We start from the raw sequence: 20208 nt of genomic DNA, 5'->3' as shown, positions 1-20208 counted from the left end.
ACACCACCTGCCATGACCGCGCTCCGCCAGATCACCCCGCTCGACCACCTGCTGACCGAAGCCCAGCGGGCCCTGGATACCGTGTTCGGCAACCCGCCGGCCAGCCGCCCCTACCCCGCCGAGGCCACCCCGGACGTGCAGATGGCCGACCCCGAGCGCCGCCACGCGGCCGGGCTGATGCGCATCAACCATGTCGGCGAGGTCTGCGCCCAGGGCCTGTACTTCGGCCAGGCCGCGGTTGCCCGTGAGCCGGAAACCCGCGCCCACCTGCTCGATGCCGCCCAGGAAGAGACCGACCATCTGGCCTGGTGCGCCCAGCGCCTGCGCGAGCTGGACAGCCGCCCCAGCCTGTTCAACCCGATCTGGTATGCCGGCAGCTACACCATCGGCACCCTGGCCGGCCTGCGTGGGGATGGCTGGAACCTGGGCTTCGTGGTCGAGACCGAACGCCAGGTCGAAGCCCATCTGGACGAACACCTGGACACCCTGCCCCCGGCCGACCTGCGCAGCCGTGAGGTGATCAAGGTGATGAAGATCGACGAGGCCCGCCACGCCGACCACGCCGAGCATGCCGGCGCGCGGAAGCTGCCCGCACCGATCCCGTCGGTGATGGCGCTGGCCTCCAAGGTCATGAAGACCATCGCGTACCGGTTGTAACGGCGTATCGACCAACTTGTAACGGCGTATCGACCAACGGTCGATACCTACCGGAACGGCGCGCGCGGCATGGGTTGCGGGCCGGCTTGCCACCGGTAGCGCCCGACCGTTGGTCGGGCGACGATCAGGCAGAGACCAGCTTCAGCCCGATCACACCGGCCACGATCAACGCGATGCAGGCCAGCCGCGACGGCGAGGCGCTGTCGCCGAACAGGAAGATGCCCAGCATCGCCACGCCCAGTGCGCCGATCCCGGTCCAGATCGCGTACGCCGTGCCGACCGGGATGGATTTCATGGCCTGGCTCATCAGGTACAGGCTGATCAGGGCGGCAGCAACGGTGGCCAGCGTGGGAAGGGGCTTGCTGAAGCCTTCGGAGTACTTCATTCCGATGGCGAAGCCGATCTCGAACAGACCGGCAACCAGGAGATAGATCCAGGGCATGGGGGGGATTCCTTGGGTTAACAAAAGCAAAACGGCCCGGTGTTTTCACACCGGACCGTCGTCGGTAGCTGCCGTGGAACCGGGTTTTGCGCAAACACCGGTTTCACAGGGCGGGCCGTCCCGCCTGGACGAGGTTGCCCGGGCCAAGCCCGGACGACATCGCGACGTGCCTTACTCGGCCAGATTGCGCCCATGGAACAGCTCTTCGATCTCACGACGCAGCAGCGCCTCGATCTTCATGCGTTCCTTGAACGACAGGTTCTTGGCCTTCTCTTCGAACAGGTACTGGTCCAGATCGAAGTCCTTCAGGTGCATCTTCGTGTGGAAGATATTTTCCTGATAGACATTGACGTCGAACATCTCGTAACGCGACTTGATGTTCTTGGCCAGGAAGTTCTGGATCGAGTTGATCTTGTGATCGATGTAGTGCTTCTTGCCCTTCACGTCACGAGTGAAGCCACGCACGCGGTAATCCATGATCACGATGTCCGATTCCAGACTCTCGATCAGGTAGTTCAGCGCTTTCAACGGGGAAATCACGCCACAGGTGGCCACATCGATGTCCGCGCGGAACGTGGCGATGCCCTCCTGCGGATGGGTTTCCGGGTACGTATGGACAGTGATGTGGCTCTTGTCCATGTGGGCAACCACGGCGTCGGAGATCAGCTCCTTGCCGGCCTGCTTCTTGTCGATCACCGGCTCTTCCGAGATCAGGATCGTCACCGAGGCACCCTGGGGGTCGTAGTCCTGGCGGGCCACGTTCAGGATGTTCGCGCCGATGATCTCGGCAACGTCGGTCAGGATCTGAGTCAGCCTATCGGCGTTGTACTCTTCATCAATATATTCGATGTAACGCTGACGCTCCTCTTCGGTGCGGGCGTAACAGACGTCATAGATGTTGAAGCTCAGCGCCTTGGTGAGGTTGTTGAAACCCTGCAACCTCAGGCGAGGCAACGGCTTGACCACGGCGGTCGATCCTGTGTGTGGTGGGAAAGAAGTAATTATGGGGCAAAGTGATCGGGGGCGAAACTTGCATTGAAACGAGTACCTGTGCTCGGTTTGCCCTTAACAATTCGGATCGTTAAGCTCCCGGCACATAGCCGTGAATTCTTCATGAGCAATCGGAGCGCCTCAACGTGTCAACTGTGCGCCTTGCCACAAGTCCATTGGCCCTGGATATCGCAACAATCGATCGCTTCCTGGCCCACAGCCACCGCCGCCGTTACCCCGCCCGTACCGACGTGTTCCGTCCAGGCGATCCGGCCGGCACCCTCTACTACGTGATCAGTGGCTCAGTCTCAATAATGGCTGAGGAAGATGACGATCGTGAGCTGGTGCTGGGCTACTTCGGCTCGGGAGAGTTCGTCGGTGAGATGGGGCTGTTCGTCGAATCGGACCGGCGCGAGGTGATCCTGCGCACCCGCACCCCGTGCGAGCTGGCCGAGATCAGCTACGAGCGCCTGCATCAGCTGTTCCTGGGCCCGCTCTCGGCCGATGCGCCGCGCCTGCTCTACTCGATCGGCCAGCAGCTCTCCAAGCGCCTGCTCGACACCAGCAGGAAAGCCAGCCGCCTGGCCTTCCTGGATGTGACCGACCGCATCGTGCGGACCCTGCACGATCTTTCCCGCGAGCCGGAGGCGATGAGCCACCCGCAGGGCACGCAGCTGCGCGTCTCGCGCCAGGAACTGGCCCGCCTGGTCGGTTGCTCGCGTGAAATGGCCGGCCGCGTGCTGAAGAAGCTGCAGACCGACGGGCAGCTGCATGCCCGCGGCAAGACCGTCGTTCTGTACGGCACCCGCTGATCGGGCCTTGGTCGTGCCGGCCGCTGGCCGGCAACCCCGCCCATTTGCCGCTAGGCTGTCGGCATGGAGCTTGGCAGCGAATTCTATTGGTTCATCCTGATCGGCCTCGGCGCGCAGCTGATCGATGGCGCGCTGGGCATGGCCTTCGGGCTGGTGTCCTCTTCGGTGCTGCTCAGCATGGGCCTGCCGCCCGCCGCGGTCAGCGCCAGCATCCATACCGCGGAGGTCTTCACCACCGGGGCCTCCGGGGTCTCGCACCTGGTCGCGGGCAATGTGGACCGGCGGCTGTTCCTGCGCCTGGCCCTGCCCGGTGCGGTCGGCGGCGTGGTCGGCGCGTACGTGCTGACCCAGCTACCCGGTGACGTGATCCGCCCGCTTATCTATATGTATCTGCTGGTGCTGGCGATTTTCATCCTGCTGCGCGCGGCCGGGCGGCTGTTGCCAGCCCAGGAAGTGAAGCGGGTGCCCCTGCTGGGATTCGTGGCCGGCCTGCTGGATGCCAGCGGTGGCGGCGGCTGGGGACCGGTAGCAACATCCACCCTGCTCGCTCGCGGCGGCCAGGCCCGCACCACCATCGGCACGGTCAACGCCGCCGAGTTCGTGGTGACCCTCGCCGTGTCGATCACCTTCCTGCTGACCATGGGCCTGCAGTACCTCAACATCGTGGCCGGCCTGCTGATCGGCGGGATGATGGCCGCACCGGTGGCCGCGATCCTGGTCAAAAAGGTCAAGGAACGCTGGGTGCTGGTGGCCGTTGGCGTGCTGGTGCTGGGCATCAGCGTGTTCCAGATCGGCCATGCCATCGTGCAGTGGCGCGCAGGCTGAGCCGGACGCGACACTATTTCACGCAGTTTCCGGCTATTTCAGCGCGGCCTCAGACCGGATCGCCGGCGCGATCCACGCAGCCCCAGTTGAGCACGGGGGTGCCCGGCGGCAGCACCTGGCGGAAATAGTCCACCCGTGACGCCTTCGGATTGACCACCACCGGCGCCGCCGCGGCCAGCAGCAGCGGCAGGTCGGCGCTGCTGTCGGAGTAGGCGACGTCGATCTCGCCGTAGCCGCGCTCGCGCAGCATCCGCATCTTTTCTTCGTTGTGGCAGTGGCGGGTGGCGATGACCGCGCCCAGGAACGGGCCGACCTCACTGCCGATCACCGGCACGCCCTGATGCGCCACGAAGGCCAGGATCGCGCGGGCCAGTTCCGGCGGTGCGCCGGTGGCGACCACCACGCGGTCGCCGGCGGCGCGGTGACGCGCGAACACCTCCAGCGCGACCGGCAGCAGGCGGCGGCGGATATCGGCCTCGTGCTTGAGGACGTAGCGGTCGATCACCTTGTTGAACTCGCGCGCCCGATGCAGGCCAAACGTGGCGATCCAGACATAGCCGGAGATGCCGCGGCGGCGGGTGGGCAGGAAGGCCACCAGCGGGCCGAGCAGCGGCGTGGCGACCAGGGCGGCCAGCAGCCGCAGCGGGTTGCGCTTGATCAGCCAGGCGAACAGATGGCTGCCGGAATCGCCGTCATACAGGGTGTGATCGAAATCGAAGACCACCAGCGGGGCGTCGTCGCGCGGCGTTGGGTAGATCGCTGTCATGCGCTGAAGAATAGCTGACGCAGGCCCTCGCCGGGCTCTTCCACGCGCATGAAGGCCTCACCGACCAGGAAGGCGTTGACCCCGGCCTGACGCATCACGCTGACATCGGCCGGGCCGAGGATGCCGCTTTCGGTGACCAGCAGGCGGTCGCGCGGCACGGCCTGGCGCATGTCCAGCGTGGTCTGCAGCGACACCTCGAAGGTGCGCAGGTTGCGGTTGTTGATGCCGATCAGCGGCACCGGCACCTGGATGGCGCGCTCGAGCTCGTCGATGTCGTGCACTTCCACCAGCACGTCCATGCCCAGCTGCATGGCCAGGTCGGACAACTCGGCCAGTTGGCGGTCGTCGAGGGCGGCGACGATCAGCAGGATGCAGTCCGCGCCGAGCACGCGCGCCTCATACACCTGATAGGCGTCGATCACGAAGTCCTTGCGCAGCACCGGCAGCGTGCACGCTTCACGCGCCTGCTGCAGGTAGGCGTCGCTGCCCTGGAAGAAATCCACGTCGGTCAGCACCGACAGGCAGCTGGCGCCGCCGAATTCGTAGCTCACCGCGATGTCGGCCGGATGGAAGTCCGGGCGGATCACGCCCTTGGACGGGCTGGCCTTCTTGATCTCGGCGATCACGGCCGGGTTGCCGGCGGTGATCGAGGCGCGCAGCGCATCAGCGAAGCCGCGTACGGGCGGCGCCTGCTCCACGCGCGCGATCAGTGCTTCAAGCGGCACCTGGGCCCGGCGTGCGGCGACTTCTTCGGCCTTGCGGGCCAGGATGGTATCGAGGATGTCGCTCATGTCATTGGGGGTCCTGGAGGCCGGCCATTATCGACCAGCCCCGCTGAATTCGGAAAACGCGGGCTCAGACGGCCCCGCGGATGCGGCGGGTGGCGGCGACGTACTGCTCCATCCGCGAGCGCGCACTGCCATCGGCCAGCACCGCACGGGCACGGGCCAGACCATCGGCGATGCTGTCGGCGACACCGGCCACGTACAGCGCGGCGCCGGCATTGAGCGCCACGATATCCAGCGCGGGGCCGGGCTGGTTGTCGAGCACACCGCGCAGCATCGCGATGGATTCCGCCGGGCTGTCCACCTTGAGGTTGCGGCTGGCCGACATCGCGATGCCGAAATCTTCCGGATGGATCTCGTACTCGCGCACCTTGCCGTCGCGCAGTTCGCCCACCAGCGTCCCGGCGCCGAGCGAGATCTCATCCATGTTGTCGCGGCCCCACACCACCAGCGCGCGTTCGGCACCGAGTTCGCGCAGCACGCGCGCCTGGATGCCGACCAGATCCGAATGGAACACGCCCATCAACACGTTGGTCGCACCGACCGGATTGGTCAGCGGGCCAAGGATGTTGAAGATCGTACGCACGCCCATTTCGCGGCGCACGGGTGCGACGACCTTCATCGCCGGGTGGTGCATCGGCGCGAACATGAAACCGATGCCGGTTTCGGTGATCGCGCGCGCGACGTCCTCCGGCTGCAGATCGATGATCGCGCCCAGCGCCTCGACCGCATCGGCACTGCCGGACTTGGAAGAGACACTCCGGTTGCCATGCTTGGCCACCTTGGCCCCGGCCGCGGACACCACGAACATCGCGCAGGTGGAGATGTTGAAGGTGTGCGAGCCATCGCCACCGGTGCCGACGATATCCACCAGATGCGTTCTGTCTTCCACCGGCACCGCGCGGGCGAGCTCGCGCATCACGGTGGCGGCACCGGCGATTTCGCCGATGGTTTCCTTCTTGACCCGCAGGCCGGTCAGGATCGCGGCGGTCATCACCGGCGAGACTTCACCGCGCATGATCTGCCGCATCAGGTCGACCATTTCGTCGAAGAAGATTTCGCGGTGCTCGATGGTGCGCTGCAGGGCTTCCTGGGGGGAGAAGGTCATGCGGGGTCCTTTGTGATGCAGGTGCGGCGCGCTCAGCGCTGCAGGAAGTTCTTCAGCAGGGCGTGGCCATGCTCGGTGAGGATCGACTCGGGATGGAACTGCACGCCCTCGACCGGATGTTCGCGATGGCGCAGGCCCATGATCTCTTCGATCGAGCCGTCCGCGTTCTCCGTCCAGGCGGTCATTTCCAGGCACGCCGGCAGCGTGGTCTTGTCCACCACCAGCGAGTGGTAGCGCGTGGCCTGGTAGCGGTCCGGCAGGCCGGCGAACACGCCCCTGCCTTCATGGCGGATCGGCGAGGTCTTGCCGTGCATGATGTTGCCCGCGCGGATCACATCGCCGCCGTACACCTGGCCGATGCTCTGGTGGCCCAGGCACACGCCCAGGATCGGCGTGGTCGGGCCAAGCCGACGGATCAGCTCCAGCGACACCCCCGCTTCGTTGGGCGTGCACGGGCCAGGCGAGATCACGATGCGCTCGGGCGCGAGCGCGGCGATTTCATCGACGCTCAACGCGTCGTTGCGCACCACCTTCACCTCGGCGCCCAGCGTCTGCAGGTACTGCACGAGGTTGTAGGTGAAGCTGTCGTAGTTGTCGAGCATCAACAACATGGTCAGGGTCCGTCTTGAATGAGGAAAATGGCGTACACGTTCTCGGTGTACGTAATGGGCGCGGCGGTGAGCAGTTCGCCGCCCGACGACGCGCGATAGCGCGATCCGGTCACAGCAACCTTGTCCAGCGTTGCGCTTTCCCCGCCGTAGCCGAAGCCATCCCGGCCGGGCGTGCCCCAGGTGCCGGCCTGCACGCCATAAGCGAAGTTCGGCGCGACGTCGGAAATGCTGTACAGACCGGTGATCTTCGTGCCGTAGGCGCCAGCCAGGCCCTTGGCCGATTCGCGCGTCTGCGCGGCGGCCTCGGCCTTCAGGTCGCCACGCAGGCGGCTTTCACCCGAATACGTGGGTTCAGCGGTACTGACCTGGACCTCGCGGCTGGCCTTCAGTTCGCCCAGGAAGGCTTTCAGCGCCTGCGCGTCCGGGAACTCGGCCTTCAGGTCGCGTCGGGCGGCGGTGCCGTTGAACACCTCCTCATCGTTGCGATAGCGCGTAGAGGGCGCGATGCTCAGGTTGGCGGCGAGGACGCTGCCGTCGATGGCGCCATGCTGGGCAAACAGCTGCAGCACCCGCTCGGCGTTGGCCTGTACGCGGGCGCGGGCGGTGTCGGTCTGCATGTCGATCGATTCCAGCGCCACCTTCACCGTGAAGCGGTCCGGCATCACCGTGCGGGTGGCACTGCCCTTGACCAGCAGATGGGGCTGCGAGGGAATGGTATTGGCCTGCGCCCATGCGGACCCGGCCACCACGGCCAACGTCGACGACAACAGCAATGCGCTCAGCAGCTTCATGCGGTATTCCTTGTCAGAAGGGTGCAAAGGGAGCCGCGGCCAGGCCACGGCGCGGGAAACTCACAGGCCCTTGGCAGCCTGCGCCACGGCACGGAACAGGGCGCGGCCCTTGTTCATCGTCTCGTCCCATTCCTTGCCCGGGTCCGAGTCGTAGACGATGCCGGCGCCGGCCTGCACGTGCAGGCGGCCGTCCTTGATCACCGCGGTGCGGATCGCGATGGCGGTGTCGGCATCGCCATGCCAGCCGATGTAGCCGATGCTGCCGGCGTAGACGTTGCGCTTGATCGGTTCCAGCTCGCGGATCACTTCCAGCGCGCGGATCTTCGGCGCACCGCTGACGGTGCCGGCCGGGAACGTCGCGCGCAGCACGTCGGCATAACTCAGGCCCGGCTGCAGCTGACCGGTGACTTCGCTGACGATGTGCATGACGTGGCTGTAGCGTTCGATCACGAACTGCTCGCCCACTTCCACCGTGCCGGCCTTGGACACGCGGCCGGCATCGTTGCGGCCGAGATCGATCAGCATCAGATGCTCGGCACGCTCCTTGGGATCAGCCAGCAGCTCAACTTCCAGTGCGTTGTCTTCTTCCACCGTGGCGCCACGCGGGCGGGTGCCGGCGATCGGGCGTACGGTGACTTCGCCATCCTGGAGCCGCACCAGAATCTCCGGCGAGGAGCCGACCACCTGCACGTCGCCGGTATCGAGGAAATACATGTACGGCGAGGGATTGAGCGCACGCAGCGCGCGGTACACATCCACCGGGCGCGCCTTGAACGGCACGCTCAGGCGCTGGCTCAGCACCACCTGGAAGATGTCGCCGGCGCGGATGTATTCCTTGGATTTGTCGACCGCGGCGATGAAGCCTTCGCGGGTGAAGCCGGAGACGAAATCGTTCTCGTCCAGCACATCGCGGGTGATCGGCGCGGGGTAGCCGGCGCCGGGGGCGCGCAGCTTGGCGACCAGCGCATCCAGCTTGGCCTGGGCGTCCTCCCATGCACCGGGCTGGCCCGGGTCGGCATGCACGATCAGGTACAGGCGGCCCTTGAGATTGTCGAACACCGCCAGCTCTTCGGAGTGCAGCAGCAGGATGTCCGGCGTGCCCAGCTCGTCGCGGCCACGCGGCGGTGCCAGGCGAGGTTCGATGTAACCGATGCACTCGAAGCCGAACCAGCCGACCAGGCCACCGGTGAAGCCCGGCAGACCCGCCAGCTTGGGCACCGAGTGGGCGCTGCGCAGCGCCTCCACCTCGGTGAACGGATCGGCGACCTCGCGGGTTTCCACCACGGCGCCGGACTCGCTGATGGTCAGGGTATGGCCGTGGAAGGCATACACCCGGCGTGCCGGCAGGCCGATGATCGAATAGCGCCCGAAGCGTTCGCCGCCCTCGACCGATTCAAACAGATAGGTATGCGGGCCGTCGGCGAGCTTCAGATAGACCGACAGCGGCGTGTCCAGGTCGGACAGCACTTCACGGACGACGGGGATGCGGGTGTGGCCTTCAGCGGCCTGCTGCTGGAACTGCTCGAGCGTAATCAAGACGACTTTCCTTCCGGGAAACGGCGGTGGCGGGACGGACGACGGCAACAGGCCACCATCGCCACCAACGGCGAGCGGAAGAAAGGGTATGCGGGGTCGTCAGAATGGACACCCGGCGACTGTACCGCATTGACGGCACCGGATGGAACCCGGCGCCGCCCATGGCATCAGCCCCGCGACAGCAGCGGGCTGTCCAGCGCCACATGCAGGTTGACCCGGCCCGGCACGCAGTCGATGCGGAAGTGCCGGGCCTGGACCGGCTCGCCATCCAGATTGAGCGTCAGCGGCACGTCGGCCTCGATCTCCACCCACGGCGCCTGCACACGCTCGGCCACCTGCTCCAGCGCGCCGCGCTTGCCGCCCTTGACCAGCGCGGCAAAGGTGGAGGCGACCTCCCCGCTCAACTCGGGGATCACCGTGATATCGAGCAGACCATCGTCGATCAACGCCTCCGGGCACAGCACCTGCCCGCCGCCGGCCTGACGGCCATTGCCCACGCCGAGTGCGATGAAACCACCGGCCCATTCGAACCCCGGCGCCCGCACCCGTGCCTGGATCGGATCGATCCGCCGCAGCCGCGATACCCCCGTGACCAGGTAGGCCAGCCCACCGAGCACCTTCTTCAAGCCCTCATCGGTCTCCACCGTGACCTCGGTGCCGAAACCGCCACTGGCCACGTTCGCGCACCACCACACCTTGCCATCGGCATCGATGCGCAGCAGGTCGACCGGGCGTGCCGGAGCGTGCGTGATCAGCTCCAGCGCCGCCAGCGGTGCATCGGGAATCTCCGCCGCGGTGGCGAAATCATTGGCCGTGCCCAGCGGCAGCAGCCCCAGCGACGGCAATGCATCGGCCCCCTCTTCCCGGTGGGCCAGTGTCTCGGCCACCTCACTGAGGGTGCCGTCGCCGCCGGCCGCGATGATCGTGTCGACCCCATGCGCGATGGCTTCGGCCACATAGCGCTCGGCATCGCCCGATTCCCAGGTCACCCGCACCTCCAGCTGCACCCCGCGCTCACGCAGCGCGGCCACCGCCTCGCGCACATCCTCATTGCCGGTGGCCTTGCCGTTGAGGATCAAACGCCAATGGGGACGGCTCATGCGGTACTTCCAGGGAGTGGGGAAGCGAAGGCTAGCAGCGGACGGCGTGGCCGCCGGTGAACGTCATCAAAGCGTCACCGATGGCCCGGAGAATGAAAGGCCATAGCAAGGAAGATGGATGGAGGCAGGATCAGCCTCCCGCTATTCCCAGGGCCGCATCAGCAATGGTGCGGTTTTTTTTGAGGACAGCTCAGCCTGCGGCAAACGCCCGCAACGCCTCGCCTTCCATCCGGTACACCGTCCACTCGCTCTGCGGCTTCGCCCCTGCGGCCGCGTAGAACTGTATCGCCGGTGCATTCCAGTCCAGCACCGACCACTCGAACCGCCCGCAGTTTTCCGCCACCGCGATACGTGCGATGTGCTGCAGCAGCGCCTTGCCGGCACCGCTGCCGCGGCGCTCCGGACTCACGTACAGATCTTCCAGATAGATCCCGTTACGGCCCAGCCACGTCGAGTAGTTGTAGAAATACACCGCATACCCGATCGCCACGCCGTCGGCCTCGCAGATCAGCGCGTGCGCCTTCGCCGCCGGCCCGAACAGACTCGCGCGGATGCCCGCTTCGTCGGTCTGCACCGACGACGCGGCCTTCTCGTAGATCGCCAACTCGCGGATGAAGCGCAGGATCAGCCCCGCATCCTCGGCGGTGGCCACGCGGATGGTCACGGCAGCCACCGAGCCCATGGCTCAGCCCCGCGCCGCGGCGACGTTGCCGCGCATCTGCGCGATGATGTCCTGGTAGCTGGTCTTCGCATTGAAGATCGCCGAGCCGGCCACGAACGCATCCGCACCGGCCGCCGCGATGGCGCCGATGTTGTCGGCCTTCACCCCGCCGTCGATCTCCAGGCGGATGTCCTTGCCACTGGCATCGATCTTCTTGCGGATCGCGCGCACCTTGTCCAGCGCCGAGGGAATGAACGCCTGGCCGCCGAAGCCCGGATTGACCGACATCACCAGCACCAGGTCCAGGTCATCGAGCACCCAGTCCAGGATGTCCACCGGCGTGGCCGGATTGAGCACCACGCCCGGCTTGCAGCCCAGCGAACGGATCAGCTGGATCGTGCGGTGCACGTGGCGGCTCGCCTCCGGATGGAAGCTGATGTACGTCGCGCCGGCCTCGGCGAAATCCGGAATGATCCGGTCCACCGGCTCCACCATCAGATGCACGTCGATCGGCGCGGTCACGCCGTGCTTGCGCAGCGCCTGGCAGACCAGCGGGCCGATGGTCAGGTTCGGCACGTAATGGTTGTCCATCACATCGAAATGCACCCAGTCGGCGCCGGCCGCGAGCACGTTGTCCACTTCCTCGCCCAGGCGGGCGAAATCGGCGGACAGAATGGAGGGAGCAATGATGCAGTTGGACATGGCCGGGGCCTTCAGGAGGTTGAAAGGGGGCGCCGCGCGGACTCAGCGCTTGCGCAGGGTCTTGATGCGGTCGTAGGCGGCATTGAGCTGGCGCGACTTGCGCTCGGCCTGCTGGCGCAGCTCCGGGGCAGCGCCGACCACCTTGTCCGGGTGGTACTGGGACATCAGCCGGCGGTAGGCCAGGTCGATCTCGGCATCGGTCGCCTCGGAGGTCAGCCCCAGCTCGCGGTAGGGGTTCTCCCTGTTCAGCCGGAACCAGTCGGCATCGAAGGCATGCCCCAGCAACAGCCCGAACGCGGCCCCGAACAGCGGATTGGGCCTGCACAGCAGGGCGCCAGCGATGAATCCGAGCAGTTTTCCGTACCAGCGCATGGTGGTCTGGGCAGCCAAGGCGACAAAGGATCCTCATTTTACGTCACAGCGGGCCCAACCCGCTTTACACTAGGCCGCCCGCTGTCTGTGCGGGCCCTCCGGGTCCCCTGGACAGCTGTCATGACGAAGCCTCAGGAGTGCCCGTGCCGACCACGTTGTTGCAATCCGATCTCCCCGGCCTGCCCTTGCGCCATCGCGGCAAGGTGCGTGATGTTTTCGACATTCCGCGCGACCGGCTCCCCGCCGGCACTCCGCCGGGGGACTACCTGCTGATGGTCGCCACCGACCGTCTGTCAGCCTTCGACGTGGTGCTCCCCGATCCGATCCCCGGCAAGGGCGAGATGCTCTGCCAGGTCTCGAACTTCTGGTTCGCCAAGACCGCGCACCTGATGCCCAACCACCTGACCGGCATCGATGTCGCCAGCGTGCTGCCCGAAGGTGTCGATCCGGCCCTGTACGCCAAGCGCGCGGTGGTCACCCGCAAGCTCAAGCCGGTTCCGGTCGAGGCGATCGCCCGCGGCTACCTGATCGGCAGCGGCTGGAAGGACTACCAGCGCACCGGCAAGATCAGCGGCATCGAGCTGCCCGACGGCCTGCGCCAGGCCGAACAGCTGCCCGAACCGATCTTCACCCCCTCGACCAAGGCCGCCGTCGGCGACCATGACGAGAACATCGATTTCGATGCGATGGTGAAGGCGGTGGGTGCGGACCTGGCCGAGCGCGTGCGCGATGCCACCCTGCGCATCTATGCCTTCGCCGCCGATTACGCCCGCGAGCGCGGGATCATTCTGGCCGACACCAAGTTCGAGTTCGGTACCGATGCCGATGGCCGTCTGTACATCATGGACGAGATGCTGACCCCGGATTCCTCGCGCTACTGGCCGGCCGACGAGTACGAGGTGGGCACCAGCCCGCCGAGCTACGACAAGCAGTTCGTCCGCGACTACCTGGAGACGCTGGACTGGGGCAAGACCGCCCCGGGCCCGAGCATCCCGGCCGAGATCATCGAGCGCACCCGCGCCAAGTACGCCGAGGCGCTGCAGCGCCTGGCCGGCATCTCGGTCGACTGACCGGCACGGCGTTCCCCGGCCCTGCGCCGGGGAACGCGGTCTCCGATGCCGCGGCCATGTCGGGCAGCCGATGGAAGGCAGCCGACCAACGGTCGGCTCTACCGGCGGTATGCTCTGCAGATCCTGGGAGGGAACATGGCCACCACCACCGTCGCACGCCCGATCGACCGCTATTTCGCCAGTTATTCCGACGACCACCGCAATGCGCTGAACCAGCGCATCCACGTCGTGGCCGTCCCGGCGATCGCATGGTCGGCGATTGCCCTGCTGTGGTGCCTGCCGCCGCTGATCACCTGGTTCCAGAACGGAATCTGGGCCGGCCTGGCGATGTTCGCCGCCTGGTGCTTCTACAACCGCCTGTCGCGCACGCTGGGCTACGGCATGCTGGCGTTCTTCTTCGTCAGCGGCTGCGTCTGCCGGCTGCTGGAAGCCGAAATCGGGCTGGTGAACCTGTTCTGGCTGGCCCTGGGCGTCTTCGCCGTGGCTTGGGTCGCGCAGTTCATCGGCCACAAGCATGAAGGCCGCAAGCCGAGCTTCCTGACCGATCTGGTCTACCTGCTGATCGGCCCGCTGTGGGTGCTGGCCAAGCTCTACCGCCGGATGGGTTGGCGCTACTGACCGCTTTTTCCTGAACGAGCGAGGACGCTCACCAGCAGTCCACGCCGGACCGTCCAGCATCGTGCCCAGTGACCTTTCGAGCGACGGTCACCGTTCATCTTCGTGCACATCCACGCGGTCCCGCAGGCCCTGCGACGACTGGTTCCAGACCCGTTTCGACGGGCGCCGGGAGGCCACAGTCGGCAAAGTCGCCAGCGGGTCTCCATACGGCCGCCGACGCGCCCGAATGGGACCGCGCGCCGCCCTGAAAAAATGAATCAGCGCACGTTACATGCAATTGAGGGCGTATTCGGGTGTATCGGCAGCAATTGCCTGCCTGTTAGACTGAACGACCTGCTCGTGAATCCCGCATTCCCTGCATGAATCCTAGTCTGCTCCTGCTGCTCGCCCTGCCCTTCCTGATGGCAGTGGCCGTCGCTTCATTCCGCCGCACCTCCCGCTCCACGGCCGCCTGGGTAGCCGCGGCCGCTCCGCTGGGAGGACTGGCGCTGTTGGCGACGATGACCCCGGCCATCATGGACGGCGGGATCGTCCGCAGCTACGGGGAGTGGATACCGCAGATCGGCCTAGCCTTCTCGCTGCGCCTGGATGGCCTGGCCTGGATGTTCGCCGGGATGGTGCTGGCGATCGGCGCATTGGTGGTGATGTACGCCCACTACTACCTCAGTGCCCGCGACAGCGCCCACCGCTTCTACTGCTACCTGCTGCTGTTCATGGGCGCCATGCTGGGCATGGTGCTCTCGGGCAACCTGTTGCTGTTGATGGTGTTCTGGGAAATGACCAGCATCAGCTCGTTCCTGCTGATCGGCTTCTGGTCGCACCGCCAGGATGCCCGCGAGGGCGCCCGGATGGCCCTGGTGGTCACCGGCGGCGGCGGTCTGGCGCTGCTCGGCGGCGTGCTGCTGATCGGCCGCATCGTGGGCAGCTTCGAGCTGGATGCGGTGCTCGCCGCCGGCGATCTGATCCGCGCCAGTTCGCTGTACCCGTATGCCCTGTTCCTGGTCCTGGCCGGCATCTTCACCAAGAGCGCCCAGTTCCCGTTCCACTTCTGGCTGCCGCACGCGATGGCCGCGCCGACGCCCGTCTCGGCCTACCTGCATTCGGCGACGATGGTCAAAGCCGGCGTGTTCCTTCTGGCGCGGTTGCACCCGGCGCTGGCCGGGACCGATCTGTTCTTCTATACGGTCAGCGGCATCGGGGCGATCACCCTGCTGATCGGCGCCTGGAACGCGATCTTCCAGCATGACCTCAAAGGCCTGCTGGCCTATTCGACGATCTCCCATCTGGGCCTGATCACCATGCTGTTCGGCCTGTCCACGCCGATGGCGGTGGTGGCCGGCGTGTTCCACATCCTCAACCACGCCACCTTCAAGGCCTCGCTGTTCATGGCCGCCGGCATCATCGACCATGAAACCGGCACCCGTGACATGCGCAAGCTGGGCGGGTTGCGGCGGTTGATGCCGATCACCAGCGCGCTGGCGATCATCGCCTCGCTGGCGATGGCCGGTATTCCGCTGCTCAACGGCTTCCTGTCCAAGGAAATGCTGTTCGCCGAAGCGCTGACCGCGGGCGGCCCGGAAACCATGCGCGTGGTGATGTCGATCGCCGCGCTGCTGGCCGGCGTGTTCGGCGTGGCCTACAGTCTGCGCTTCGTGCACGACACCTTCTTCGGCAACGGCCCACACGATCTGGACCGCGTCCCACATGAGCCGCCGCGCTTCATGAAGGTGCCCGTGGAGATCCTGGTCGTGGTCTGCGTGGCCGTCGGCGTCGCCCCGGCGATCACCATCGCCCCGGTGCTGCATGCGGCCGCCTCCTCGATCCTGGGCGCGGCAATGCCGGCCTACAGCCTCTCGGTCTGGCACGGCTTCAACACCCCGTTGATGATGAGCATCGCCGGCGTGATCGGCGGTATCGCGCTGTACTTCGGCCTGCGCCGCCTGATCAACCTGCATGCGGTGGTCAGTCGCAGCATCGGCCGCAATATTTTCCACAAGCAGCTGGACCTGGTGTTCGGCTTCGCCCACCGCCTCACCCAGGGCCTGGCCAACGGCAGCCTGCAGCGCATGCTGATGGCGCTGGTGGTGGTGGCGATCATCGTCGCCGTGGCACCGTTCGTGGCCAATCCGGCCTCGCCCAACTGGCCCTCGCCGCAGCCGATCCCGCTGTTGGGCTGGGCCCTGTGGCTGGTGATGATGGCCTGCGCGCTGGGCGCACTGTTTGTCTACCGGCAGCGCCTGCTGGCGGTGCTGGTCGTCGGCGGCGTCGGCCTGATGGTGTCGCTGACCTTCGTGTTCCTCTCCGCGCCGGATCTGGCCCTGACCCAGCTGCTGGTGGAGATGGTCACCCTGGTGCTGATGCTGCTGGGCATGAACTACCTGCCGATCCAGTCGCCACCGGAGAAGTCGGTCTGGCGCAAGCGGCGCGATGCGGTGATCGCGATCGTCGCCGGTGGCGGCCTGGCCGCGATGGCCTACACCGCCATGACGTTGCCGCCCAACACCATGGCCGGCGAACTGCTGGCGCGTGCGCTGCCGGAAGCCTATGGGCAGAACGTGGTCAACGTGATCCTGGTCGACTTCCGTGGCTTTGATACCTTCGGTGAAATCACCGTGTTCGGCATCGCCGCGCTGGTGGTGCACGCCATGCTGCGCCGCTCGCGGATGGCGCCGGAACAGATCATGCCCGGCCCGCCGATCAAGCTGCCCGTACCGGCCGATCTGGCCCAGATCATGTTCCCGCTCACCCTGACCGTCTCGATCTTCCTGTTCCTGCGCGGCCACAACGCGCCCGGCGGCGGCTTCATCGCCGGCCTGGTGCTGGCCGTGCCGCTGCTGATCCAGTACGTCATCCAGGGCACCACCTCGGTGGAATCGCGCTTCGGCTTCGATTACATCCGCTGCATCGGTGCCGGCCTGCTGATCGCCATCCTCAGTGGCTGCGCGTCGATGCTGTTCGGCGTGCCGTTCCTGACCAGCGGCCATCTGGACCTGCACATTCCGCTGATCGGCGAGGTACCGCTGGCCAGCGCGATCGGCTTCGATACCGGCGTGTACCTGGTGGTATTTGGTGGCGTGATGCTGATGCTCTCGATGATGGGCACGATCAAGCCCTCGCGCACCCGCAATGCCCGTAAAGGCGAAATCGATCCCAACCGCCGTTCGGCAAAAACCGGGGAGATGCACTGATGGAACTGGCTCTGGCAAGCGCCATCGGCGTGCTGAGCGCGATCGGCATCTACCTGTTGCTGCGCGCGCGCAGCTTCGATGTGATCCTCGGCATGACCTTCCTGTCGTATGCGACCAACCTGCTGATCTTTGCCGGCGGCCGGCTGGTGCAGGGCAAGGCGCCGGTGCTGCGTGAGGGCATCGACAGCGATCTGGGCAACTACACCGATCCGCTGCCGCAGGCGCTGGTGCTGACCGCCATCGTGATCGCGTTCGCGATGACGGCGGTCAGCATCGTGCTGGCGATGCGCAGCCGCAGCGACAACCACAGCGACCACGTAGACGCGCACGAAGAAGAAGAGCTTCCCGCCGATACCGCGCCGGGCCGGGAGGGCGGCGCATGAACCATGCGGTGATCCTGCCCATCCTGATTCCGCTGTTCGGCGCGGCCTGCTCCCTGTTCGTCGAGCATCGCCGCTACGGGCCGAAGGTGCAGCGCACGGTGGCGTGGACCACGCTGACCGCGCTCGCCGCAGCCGTCGCGCTGCTGTTCGCGCAGACCGCTGACGGCAGCATCGCGGTGTACCTGCTGGGTGACTGGCCCTCGCGGCTGGGCATCGCGCTGGTGGCCGACCGCCTCTCGGCATGGATGCTGGTGACCACACTGCTGCTGGCCATCCCTTGCCTGCTGCACGCCTGCTCGGGCTGGGACCGCCGCGCGCCGCACTTCCATGCCTTGTTCCAGTTCCAGCTGGTCGGCCTCAACGGCGCGTTCCTGACCGGCGATATCTTCAATCTGTTCGTGTTCTTCGAGGTGATGCTGATCGCCTCCTACGGCCTGCTGCTCAGCGGCGGGCGCGGCCTGCGCATGCGCATCGGCCTGCACTACGTGGTGTTCAACGTCACCGCCTCCACCCTGTTCCTGATCGCACTCGGCCTGCTGTACGCCTCGCTGGGCTCGCTCAACATGGCCGAACTGTCGCAGCGCATCGCTGAAGTGCCGGCCTCGCACCTGACCCTGGTCAAGGCGACGATGGGGCTGTTGCTGCTGGTGTTCTGCAGCAAGGCCGCGCTGATGCCGCTGTACCTGTGGTTGCCCGAAGCGTATGCGCGTGCGCCGGCCGCGGTGGCGGCGCTGTTCGCGATCATGACCAAGGTCGGCCTGTACGCGGTGCTGCGGGTCAGCACCCTGTGGTTCGGCGAGGGTGCCGGCCCGATGGCCGGCTACGGCAGCGAATGGCTGCTCTGGGCCGGTGTGGCCACCCTCGTGCTGGGCGGCCTGGGCGTGCTCGCTGCGGCACGCCTGCGCGTGCTGATCTCCTATCTGGTGGTGGTCTCGGCGGCGACGCTGTTCATCGCGTTCTCGGTGCGTACGCCCGAAGTGCTCTCGGCCGGCCTCTACTACCTGCCGCACAGCACCTTCGTGGCCGCCGCGCTGTTCCTCATTGCCGATCTGATCCGCCGCCGCCGCGGCGGTGCCAGCGATCGCAAGGAAGTCATCGCGCCGATGCCGGGCAAGGAAACGCCGGCGGTGCTGTTCCTGATCGGTGCGGTGTCGGTGGCGGGCCTGCCGCCGTTGTCCGGCTTCCTGGCCAAGGCTGCGCTGCTGGCCGGCATGCCGGCGCAGTACACCTGGGCGGTGTGGGCCGCGGTGCTGGGCAGCAGCCTGATGGTCATCGTCGGCCTGACCCGTGGCGGCATCCGCCTGTTCTGGCGCGTGCCGGTGGTCGAAGAAGGCGCACCCAAGCCGCGCAAGGCGCCGACGCGCACCGTGGAATTGTTCGCCGCCGCGCTGCTGCTCAGCTATGGCATCGCGATGAGCGTGTTCGCCGGCCCGCTGATGCAGCACACCGATGCGATGGCCACCCAGTTGCTGCAGCCCCAGGACTATGTGGGTGAACTGCGCGCCACCACGCCGGAGATCCGCCAGCCATGACGCGCAAGCCTTCCCTGTACAAGCGCATTCTGCCCTCGCCCTCGCTGAGCGTGATGGTCGTGGCGTTCTGGCTGTTGATGTCCGACAGCTTCACCCTGGGCCAGTTCGTGCTTGGCATGATCCTGGGCGTGGTGGTGCCGCTGTTCGCCGCCCGGCTGGACCGCGAGTTCGCGCGGATCGGCTCGCTCAAGCCCCTCCCCAAACTGTTGTTCGTGACCCTGTGGGACATCCTGATCTCCAACATCCGGGTGGCGATCCAGGTGCTGGGGCCGGAGCGCCGCATCCACCCCGGTTTCATCTGGCTGCCGCTGGATATCGCCAACATCCACGGCATCGCCGCGCTCACCAGCATGATCACGTTGACCCCGGGCACGGTCTCGGCCGCGTTGTCCGATGACCGCAGGTATCTGCTGGTGCACGTGCTGCATCTGGATGATCCGGATGAACTGATCCGGCAGATCAAATCCCGCTACGAAGCCCCGCTGATGGAGATTTTCCCATGACCGGATATATGTTCATCCAGACCACGATGGTGGTGTGCATGCACGTGGTCGGCCTGGCCATGCTGCTGGCCACCTGGCGCCTGCTGCGCGGCCCCACCGTGCCCGATCGCATCCTTGCGCTGGACACCTTGTCGGTGACGGCCATCGCTGAACTCATGTTGTTCGGCATGTACCTCAACTCGGCGGTGTACTTCGAAGCGGCGCTGATCATCGCCATGCTCGGCTTCGGCAGCACGGTGGTGCTGAGCAAGTTCGTGCTGCGCCGGGACATCGTCGAATGATCACCTTCATCCAGATCGTGCTGTCGATCCTGCTGCTGTTCGGCTGCTTCTTCATCCTGGTCGGCGCGCTCGGCCTGGTGAAGCTCTCCACCTTCTTCAAGCGCCTGCACGCACCGACCAAGGCCAGCACGCTGGGCGTGGGCTGCGTGCTGGTCGGCTCGGTCTGTTATCACATCTTCCTCGGCGAAGACCCGCAGCCGCGTGAGCTGCTGATCACCGTGTTCCTGTTCATCACCGCACCGATCAGTGCGCACATGATGGCCAAGGCCGCGTTGTCGCTGCTGATGGAAACCCGGCCGGACCTGCCGGGCCACAAGACCGCCAAGGAAGAACAGTTGCCGCCGCCGGAGCCGCGCCATCCGGGCGACACCGAGGGTGCCAAGGCCCCCGTTTCCCGGGACAGCCAGTAGAGCCGACCGCTGGTCGGCTGCAGGCATCCTGCCGGAGGGCAGCCGACCCACGGCCGGCGCTCCGT

At 66.3% G+C, this 20208-nt stretch carries 23 protein-coding genes; 11 read left to right on the top strand and 12 right to left on the bottom strand.

Going from position 1 to position 20208, the window contains the following annotated elements; translation table 11 throughout:
• Positions 1-12: 12 nt before the first annotated feature.
• Positions 13-657 carry a 2-polyprenyl-3-methyl-6-methoxy-1,4-benzoquinone monooxygenase gene (gene coq7, locus ACW6W5_RS01200; RefSeq protein WP_121040609.1) on the top strand — a complete coding sequence of 215 codons (645 nt, stop codon included), beginning with the start codon at positions 13-15 and terminating at the stop codon, positions 655-657.
• Positions 658-781: 124 nt separating this feature from the next.
• Here coq7 and sugE read toward each other — a convergent pair whose 3' ends face one another.
• Entirely contained in the window at positions 782-1099 is a 318-nt protein-coding gene (gene sugE / locus ACW6W5_RS01195) for a quaternary ammonium compound efflux SMR transporter SugE (RefSeq protein WP_152150920.1), read from the bottom strand.
• A 171-nt stretch (positions 1100-1270) separates the two neighbouring features.
• The gene (gene speD / locus ACW6W5_RS01190; protein ID WP_019185315.1) at positions 1271-2065 is read right to left on the bottom strand and encodes an adenosylmethionine decarboxylase; all 795 of its coding nucleotides are present in this window, start codon (positions 2063-2065) and stop codon (positions 1271-1273) included.
• A 170-nt stretch (positions 2066-2235) separates the two neighbouring features.
• On the opposite strand from speD, the gene crp reads away from it, so the two are divergent.
• Both crp and ACW6W5_RS01180 read left to right on the top strand, forming a co-directional pair.
• Positions 2236-2901 (top strand): cAMP-activated global transcriptional regulator CRP, encoded by a 666-nt coding sequence (crp, locus tag ACW6W5_RS01185; RefSeq protein ID WP_088433580.1) that lies wholly within the window; start codon positions 2236-2238, stop codon positions 2899-2901.
• A 63-nt stretch (positions 2902-2964) separates the two neighbouring features.
• Complete coding sequence (locus ACW6W5_RS01180) at positions 2965-3726, top strand: sulfite exporter TauE/SafE family protein (RefSeq protein ID WP_152150918.1); 762 nt, start codon at positions 2965-2967, stop codon at positions 3724-3726.
• A 49-nt stretch (positions 3727-3775) separates the two neighbouring features.
• Here ACW6W5_RS01180 and ACW6W5_RS01175 read toward each other — a convergent pair whose 3' ends face one another.
• The 10 genes from ACW6W5_RS01175 to ACW6W5_RS01130 all read right to left on the bottom strand — a co-directional run bounded on the left by ACW6W5_RS01175 (position 3776) and on the right by ACW6W5_RS01130 (position 12158).
• Entirely contained in the window at positions 3776-4492 is a 717-nt protein-coding gene (locus tag ACW6W5_RS01175; RefSeq protein WP_121040613.1) for a haloacid dehalogenase-like hydrolase, read from the bottom strand.
• Positions 4489-5283 (bottom strand): indole-3-glycerol phosphate synthase TrpC, encoded by a 795-nt coding sequence (trpC, locus tag ACW6W5_RS01170; protein WP_152150916.1) that lies wholly within the window; start codon positions 5281-5283, stop codon positions 4489-4491. Before trpC ends, ACW6W5_RS01175 begins: the two co-directional genes overlap by 4 nt.
• A 64-nt stretch (positions 5284-5347) precedes the next feature.
• Entirely contained in the window at positions 5348-6385 is a 1038-nt protein-coding gene (gene trpD / locus ACW6W5_RS01165; protein ID WP_121040617.1) for an anthranilate phosphoribosyltransferase, read from the bottom strand.
• A gap of 32 nt (positions 6386-6417) precedes the next feature.
• Positions 6418-6996, bottom strand: coding sequence for an anthranilate synthase component II (locus ACW6W5_RS01160; RefSeq protein WP_121040619.1), 579 nt, complete (start codon positions 6994-6996; stop codon positions 6418-6420).
• A gap of 2 nt (positions 6997-6998) precedes the next feature.
• Positions 6999-7787: an SIMPL domain-containing protein gene (locus tag ACW6W5_RS01155; RefSeq protein WP_152150914.1), complete on the bottom strand. Its 789-nt coding sequence runs from the start codon at positions 7785-7787 to the stop codon at positions 6999-7001.
• Positions 7788-7847: 60 nt separating this feature from the next.
• Positions 7848-9323 carry an anthranilate synthase component I gene (trpE, locus tag ACW6W5_RS01150; RefSeq protein WP_152150913.1) on the bottom strand — a complete coding sequence of 492 codons (1476 nt, stop codon included), beginning with the start codon at positions 9321-9323 and terminating at the stop codon, positions 7848-7850.
• A gap of 167 nt (positions 9324-9490) precedes the next feature.
• Positions 9491-10423: a lipid kinase YegS gene (yegS, locus tag ACW6W5_RS01145; RefSeq protein ID WP_152150911.1), complete on the bottom strand. Its 933-nt coding sequence runs from the start codon at positions 10421-10423 to the stop codon at positions 9491-9493.
• Between the two features lie 190 nt (positions 10424-10613).
• Entirely contained in the window at positions 10614-11096 is a 483-nt protein-coding gene (locus ACW6W5_RS01140) for a GNAT family N-acetyltransferase (protein ID WP_152150909.1), read from the bottom strand.
• Positions 11097-11108: 12 nt separating this feature from the next.
• Positions 11109-11786 carry a ribulose-phosphate 3-epimerase gene (rpe, locus tag ACW6W5_RS01135; RefSeq protein ID WP_070426117.1) on the bottom strand — a complete coding sequence of 226 codons (678 nt, stop codon included), beginning with the start codon at positions 11784-11786 and terminating at the stop codon, positions 11109-11111.
• 42 nt (positions 11787-11828) lie between these two features.
• Positions 11829-12158: a J domain-containing protein gene (locus ACW6W5_RS01130; protein WP_121040630.1), complete on the bottom strand. Its 330-nt coding sequence runs from the start codon at positions 12156-12158 to the stop codon at positions 11829-11831.
• Between the two features lie 143 nt (positions 12159-12301).
• Between ACW6W5_RS01130 and ACW6W5_RS01125 the strand changes: the two genes are divergently transcribed.
• From ACW6W5_RS01125 to ACW6W5_RS01090, 8 genes are all read left to right on the top strand, one after another.
• Positions 12302-13228 (top strand): phosphoribosylaminoimidazolesuccinocarboxamide synthase, encoded by a 927-nt coding sequence (locus ACW6W5_RS01125; protein ID WP_019185298.1) that lies wholly within the window; start codon positions 12302-12304, stop codon positions 13226-13228.
• Between the two features lie 135 nt (positions 13229-13363).
• Entirely contained in the window at positions 13364-13846 is a 483-nt protein-coding gene (locus ACW6W5_RS01120) for an Mpo1 family 2-hydroxy fatty acid dioxygenase (protein WP_152150907.1), read from the top strand.
• A 359-nt stretch (positions 13847-14205) separates the two neighbouring features.
• Complete coding sequence (locus ACW6W5_RS01115; RefSeq protein WP_152150905.1) at positions 14206-17034, top strand: monovalent cation/H+ antiporter subunit A; 2829 nt, start codon at positions 14206-14208, stop codon at positions 17032-17034.
• A complete protein-coding gene (locus ACW6W5_RS01110; protein ID WP_019185295.1) occupies positions 17034-17417 on the top strand; it encodes a Na+/H+ antiporter subunit C in 384 nt (127 codons plus the stop codon). The genes ACW6W5_RS01115 and ACW6W5_RS01110 overlap by 1 nt, the downstream gene beginning before the upstream one ends.
• The gene (locus ACW6W5_RS01105) at positions 17414-18949 is read left to right on the top strand and encodes a monovalent cation/H+ antiporter subunit D (RefSeq protein ID WP_121040638.1); all 1536 of its coding nucleotides are present in this window, start codon (positions 17414-17416) and stop codon (positions 18947-18949) included. The genes ACW6W5_RS01110 and ACW6W5_RS01105 overlap by 4 nt, the downstream gene beginning before the upstream one ends.
• A complete protein-coding gene (locus tag ACW6W5_RS01100; RefSeq protein ID WP_123729954.1) occupies positions 18946-19452 on the top strand; it encodes a Na+/H+ antiporter subunit E in 507 nt (168 codons plus the stop codon). Before ACW6W5_RS01105 ends, ACW6W5_RS01100 begins: the two co-directional genes overlap by 4 nt.
• Positions 19449-19733 carry a K+/H+ antiporter subunit F gene (locus ACW6W5_RS01095; RefSeq protein ID WP_070472350.1) on the top strand — a complete coding sequence of 95 codons (285 nt, stop codon included), beginning with the start codon at positions 19449-19451 and terminating at the stop codon, positions 19731-19733. Before ACW6W5_RS01100 ends, ACW6W5_RS01095 begins: the two co-directional genes overlap by 4 nt.
• On the top strand, positions 19730-20143 hold the full coding sequence (locus tag ACW6W5_RS01090) for a Na+/H+ antiporter subunit G (protein ID WP_121040642.1): 414 nt from the start codon (positions 19730-19732) through the stop codon (positions 20141-20143). The genes ACW6W5_RS01095 and ACW6W5_RS01090 overlap by 4 nt, the downstream gene beginning before the upstream one ends.
• Positions 20144-20208 lie beyond the last annotated feature (65 nt).

The sequence above is a fragment of the Stenotrophomonas sp. IS26 genome, assembly GCF_054188265.1.
The sequence above is the reverse complement of the archived record's forward strand: the minus strand, read 5'-3'. Positions and strand labels throughout refer to the sequence as shown.

Excerpts from the sequence above, each read along its gene's own strand:
- coq7 (WP_121040609.1), top strand. The coding sequence starts at position 13 with ATGACCGCGCTCCGCCAGATCACCCCGCTCGACCACCTGCTGACCGAA.
- sugE (WP_152150920.1), bottom strand. The coding sequence starts at position 1,099 with ATGCCCTGGATCTATCTCCTGGTTGCCGGTCTGTTCGAGATCGGCTTC.
- ACW6W5_RS01180 (WP_152150918.1), top strand. The coding sequence starts at position 2,965 with ATGGAGCTTGGCAGCGAATTCTATTGGTTCATCCTGATCGGCCTCGGC.
- ACW6W5_RS01175 (WP_121040613.1), bottom strand. The coding sequence starts at position 4,492 with ATGACAGCGATCTACCCAACGCCGCGCGACGACGCCCCGCTGGTGGTC.
- trpC (WP_152150916.1), bottom strand. The coding sequence starts at position 5,283 with ATGAGCGACATCCTCGATACCATCCTGGCCCGCAAGGCCGAAGAAGTC.
- trpD (WP_121040617.1), bottom strand. The coding sequence starts at position 6,385 with ATGACCTTCTCCCCCCAGGAAGCCCTGCAGCGCACCATCGAGCACCGC.
- ACW6W5_RS01160 (WP_121040619.1), bottom strand. The coding sequence starts at position 6,996 with ATGTTGTTGATGCTCGACAACTACGACAGCTTCACCTACAACCTCGTG.
- ACW6W5_RS01155 (WP_152150914.1), bottom strand. The coding sequence starts at position 7,787 with ATGAAGCTGCTGAGCGCATTGCTGTTGTCGTCGACGTTGGCCGTGGTG.
- yegS (WP_152150911.1), bottom strand. The coding sequence starts at position 10,423 with ATGAGCCGTCCCCATTGGCGTTTGATCCTCAACGGCAAGGCCACCGGC.
- rpe (WP_070426117.1), bottom strand. The coding sequence starts at position 11,786 with ATGTCCAACTGCATCATTGCTCCCTCCATTCTGTCCGCCGATTTCGCC.
- ACW6W5_RS01130 (WP_121040630.1), bottom strand. The coding sequence starts at position 12,158 with ATGCGCTGGTACGGAAAACTGCTCGGATTCATCGCTGGCGCCCTGCTG.
- ACW6W5_RS01120 (WP_152150907.1), top strand. The coding sequence starts at position 13,364 with ATGGCCACCACCACCGTCGCACGCCCGATCGACCGCTATTTCGCCAGT.
- ACW6W5_RS01115 (WP_152150905.1), top strand. The coding sequence starts at position 14,206 with ATGAATCCTAGTCTGCTCCTGCTGCTCGCCCTGCCCTTCCTGATGGCA.
- ACW6W5_RS01110 (WP_019185295.1), top strand. The coding sequence starts at position 17,034 with ATGGAACTGGCTCTGGCAAGCGCCATCGGCGTGCTGAGCGCGATCGGC.
- ACW6W5_RS01105 (WP_121040638.1), top strand. The coding sequence starts at position 17,414 with ATGAACCATGCGGTGATCCTGCCCATCCTGATTCCGCTGTTCGGCGCG.
- ACW6W5_RS01100 (WP_123729954.1), top strand. The coding sequence starts at position 18,946 with ATGACGCGCAAGCCTTCCCTGTACAAGCGCATTCTGCCCTCGCCCTCG.
- ACW6W5_RS01095 (WP_070472350.1), top strand. The coding sequence starts at position 19,449 with ATGACCGGATATATGTTCATCCAGACCACGATGGTGGTGTGCATGCAC.
- ACW6W5_RS01090 (WP_121040642.1), top strand. The coding sequence starts at position 19,730 with ATGATCACCTTCATCCAGATCGTGCTGTCGATCCTGCTGCTGTTCGGC.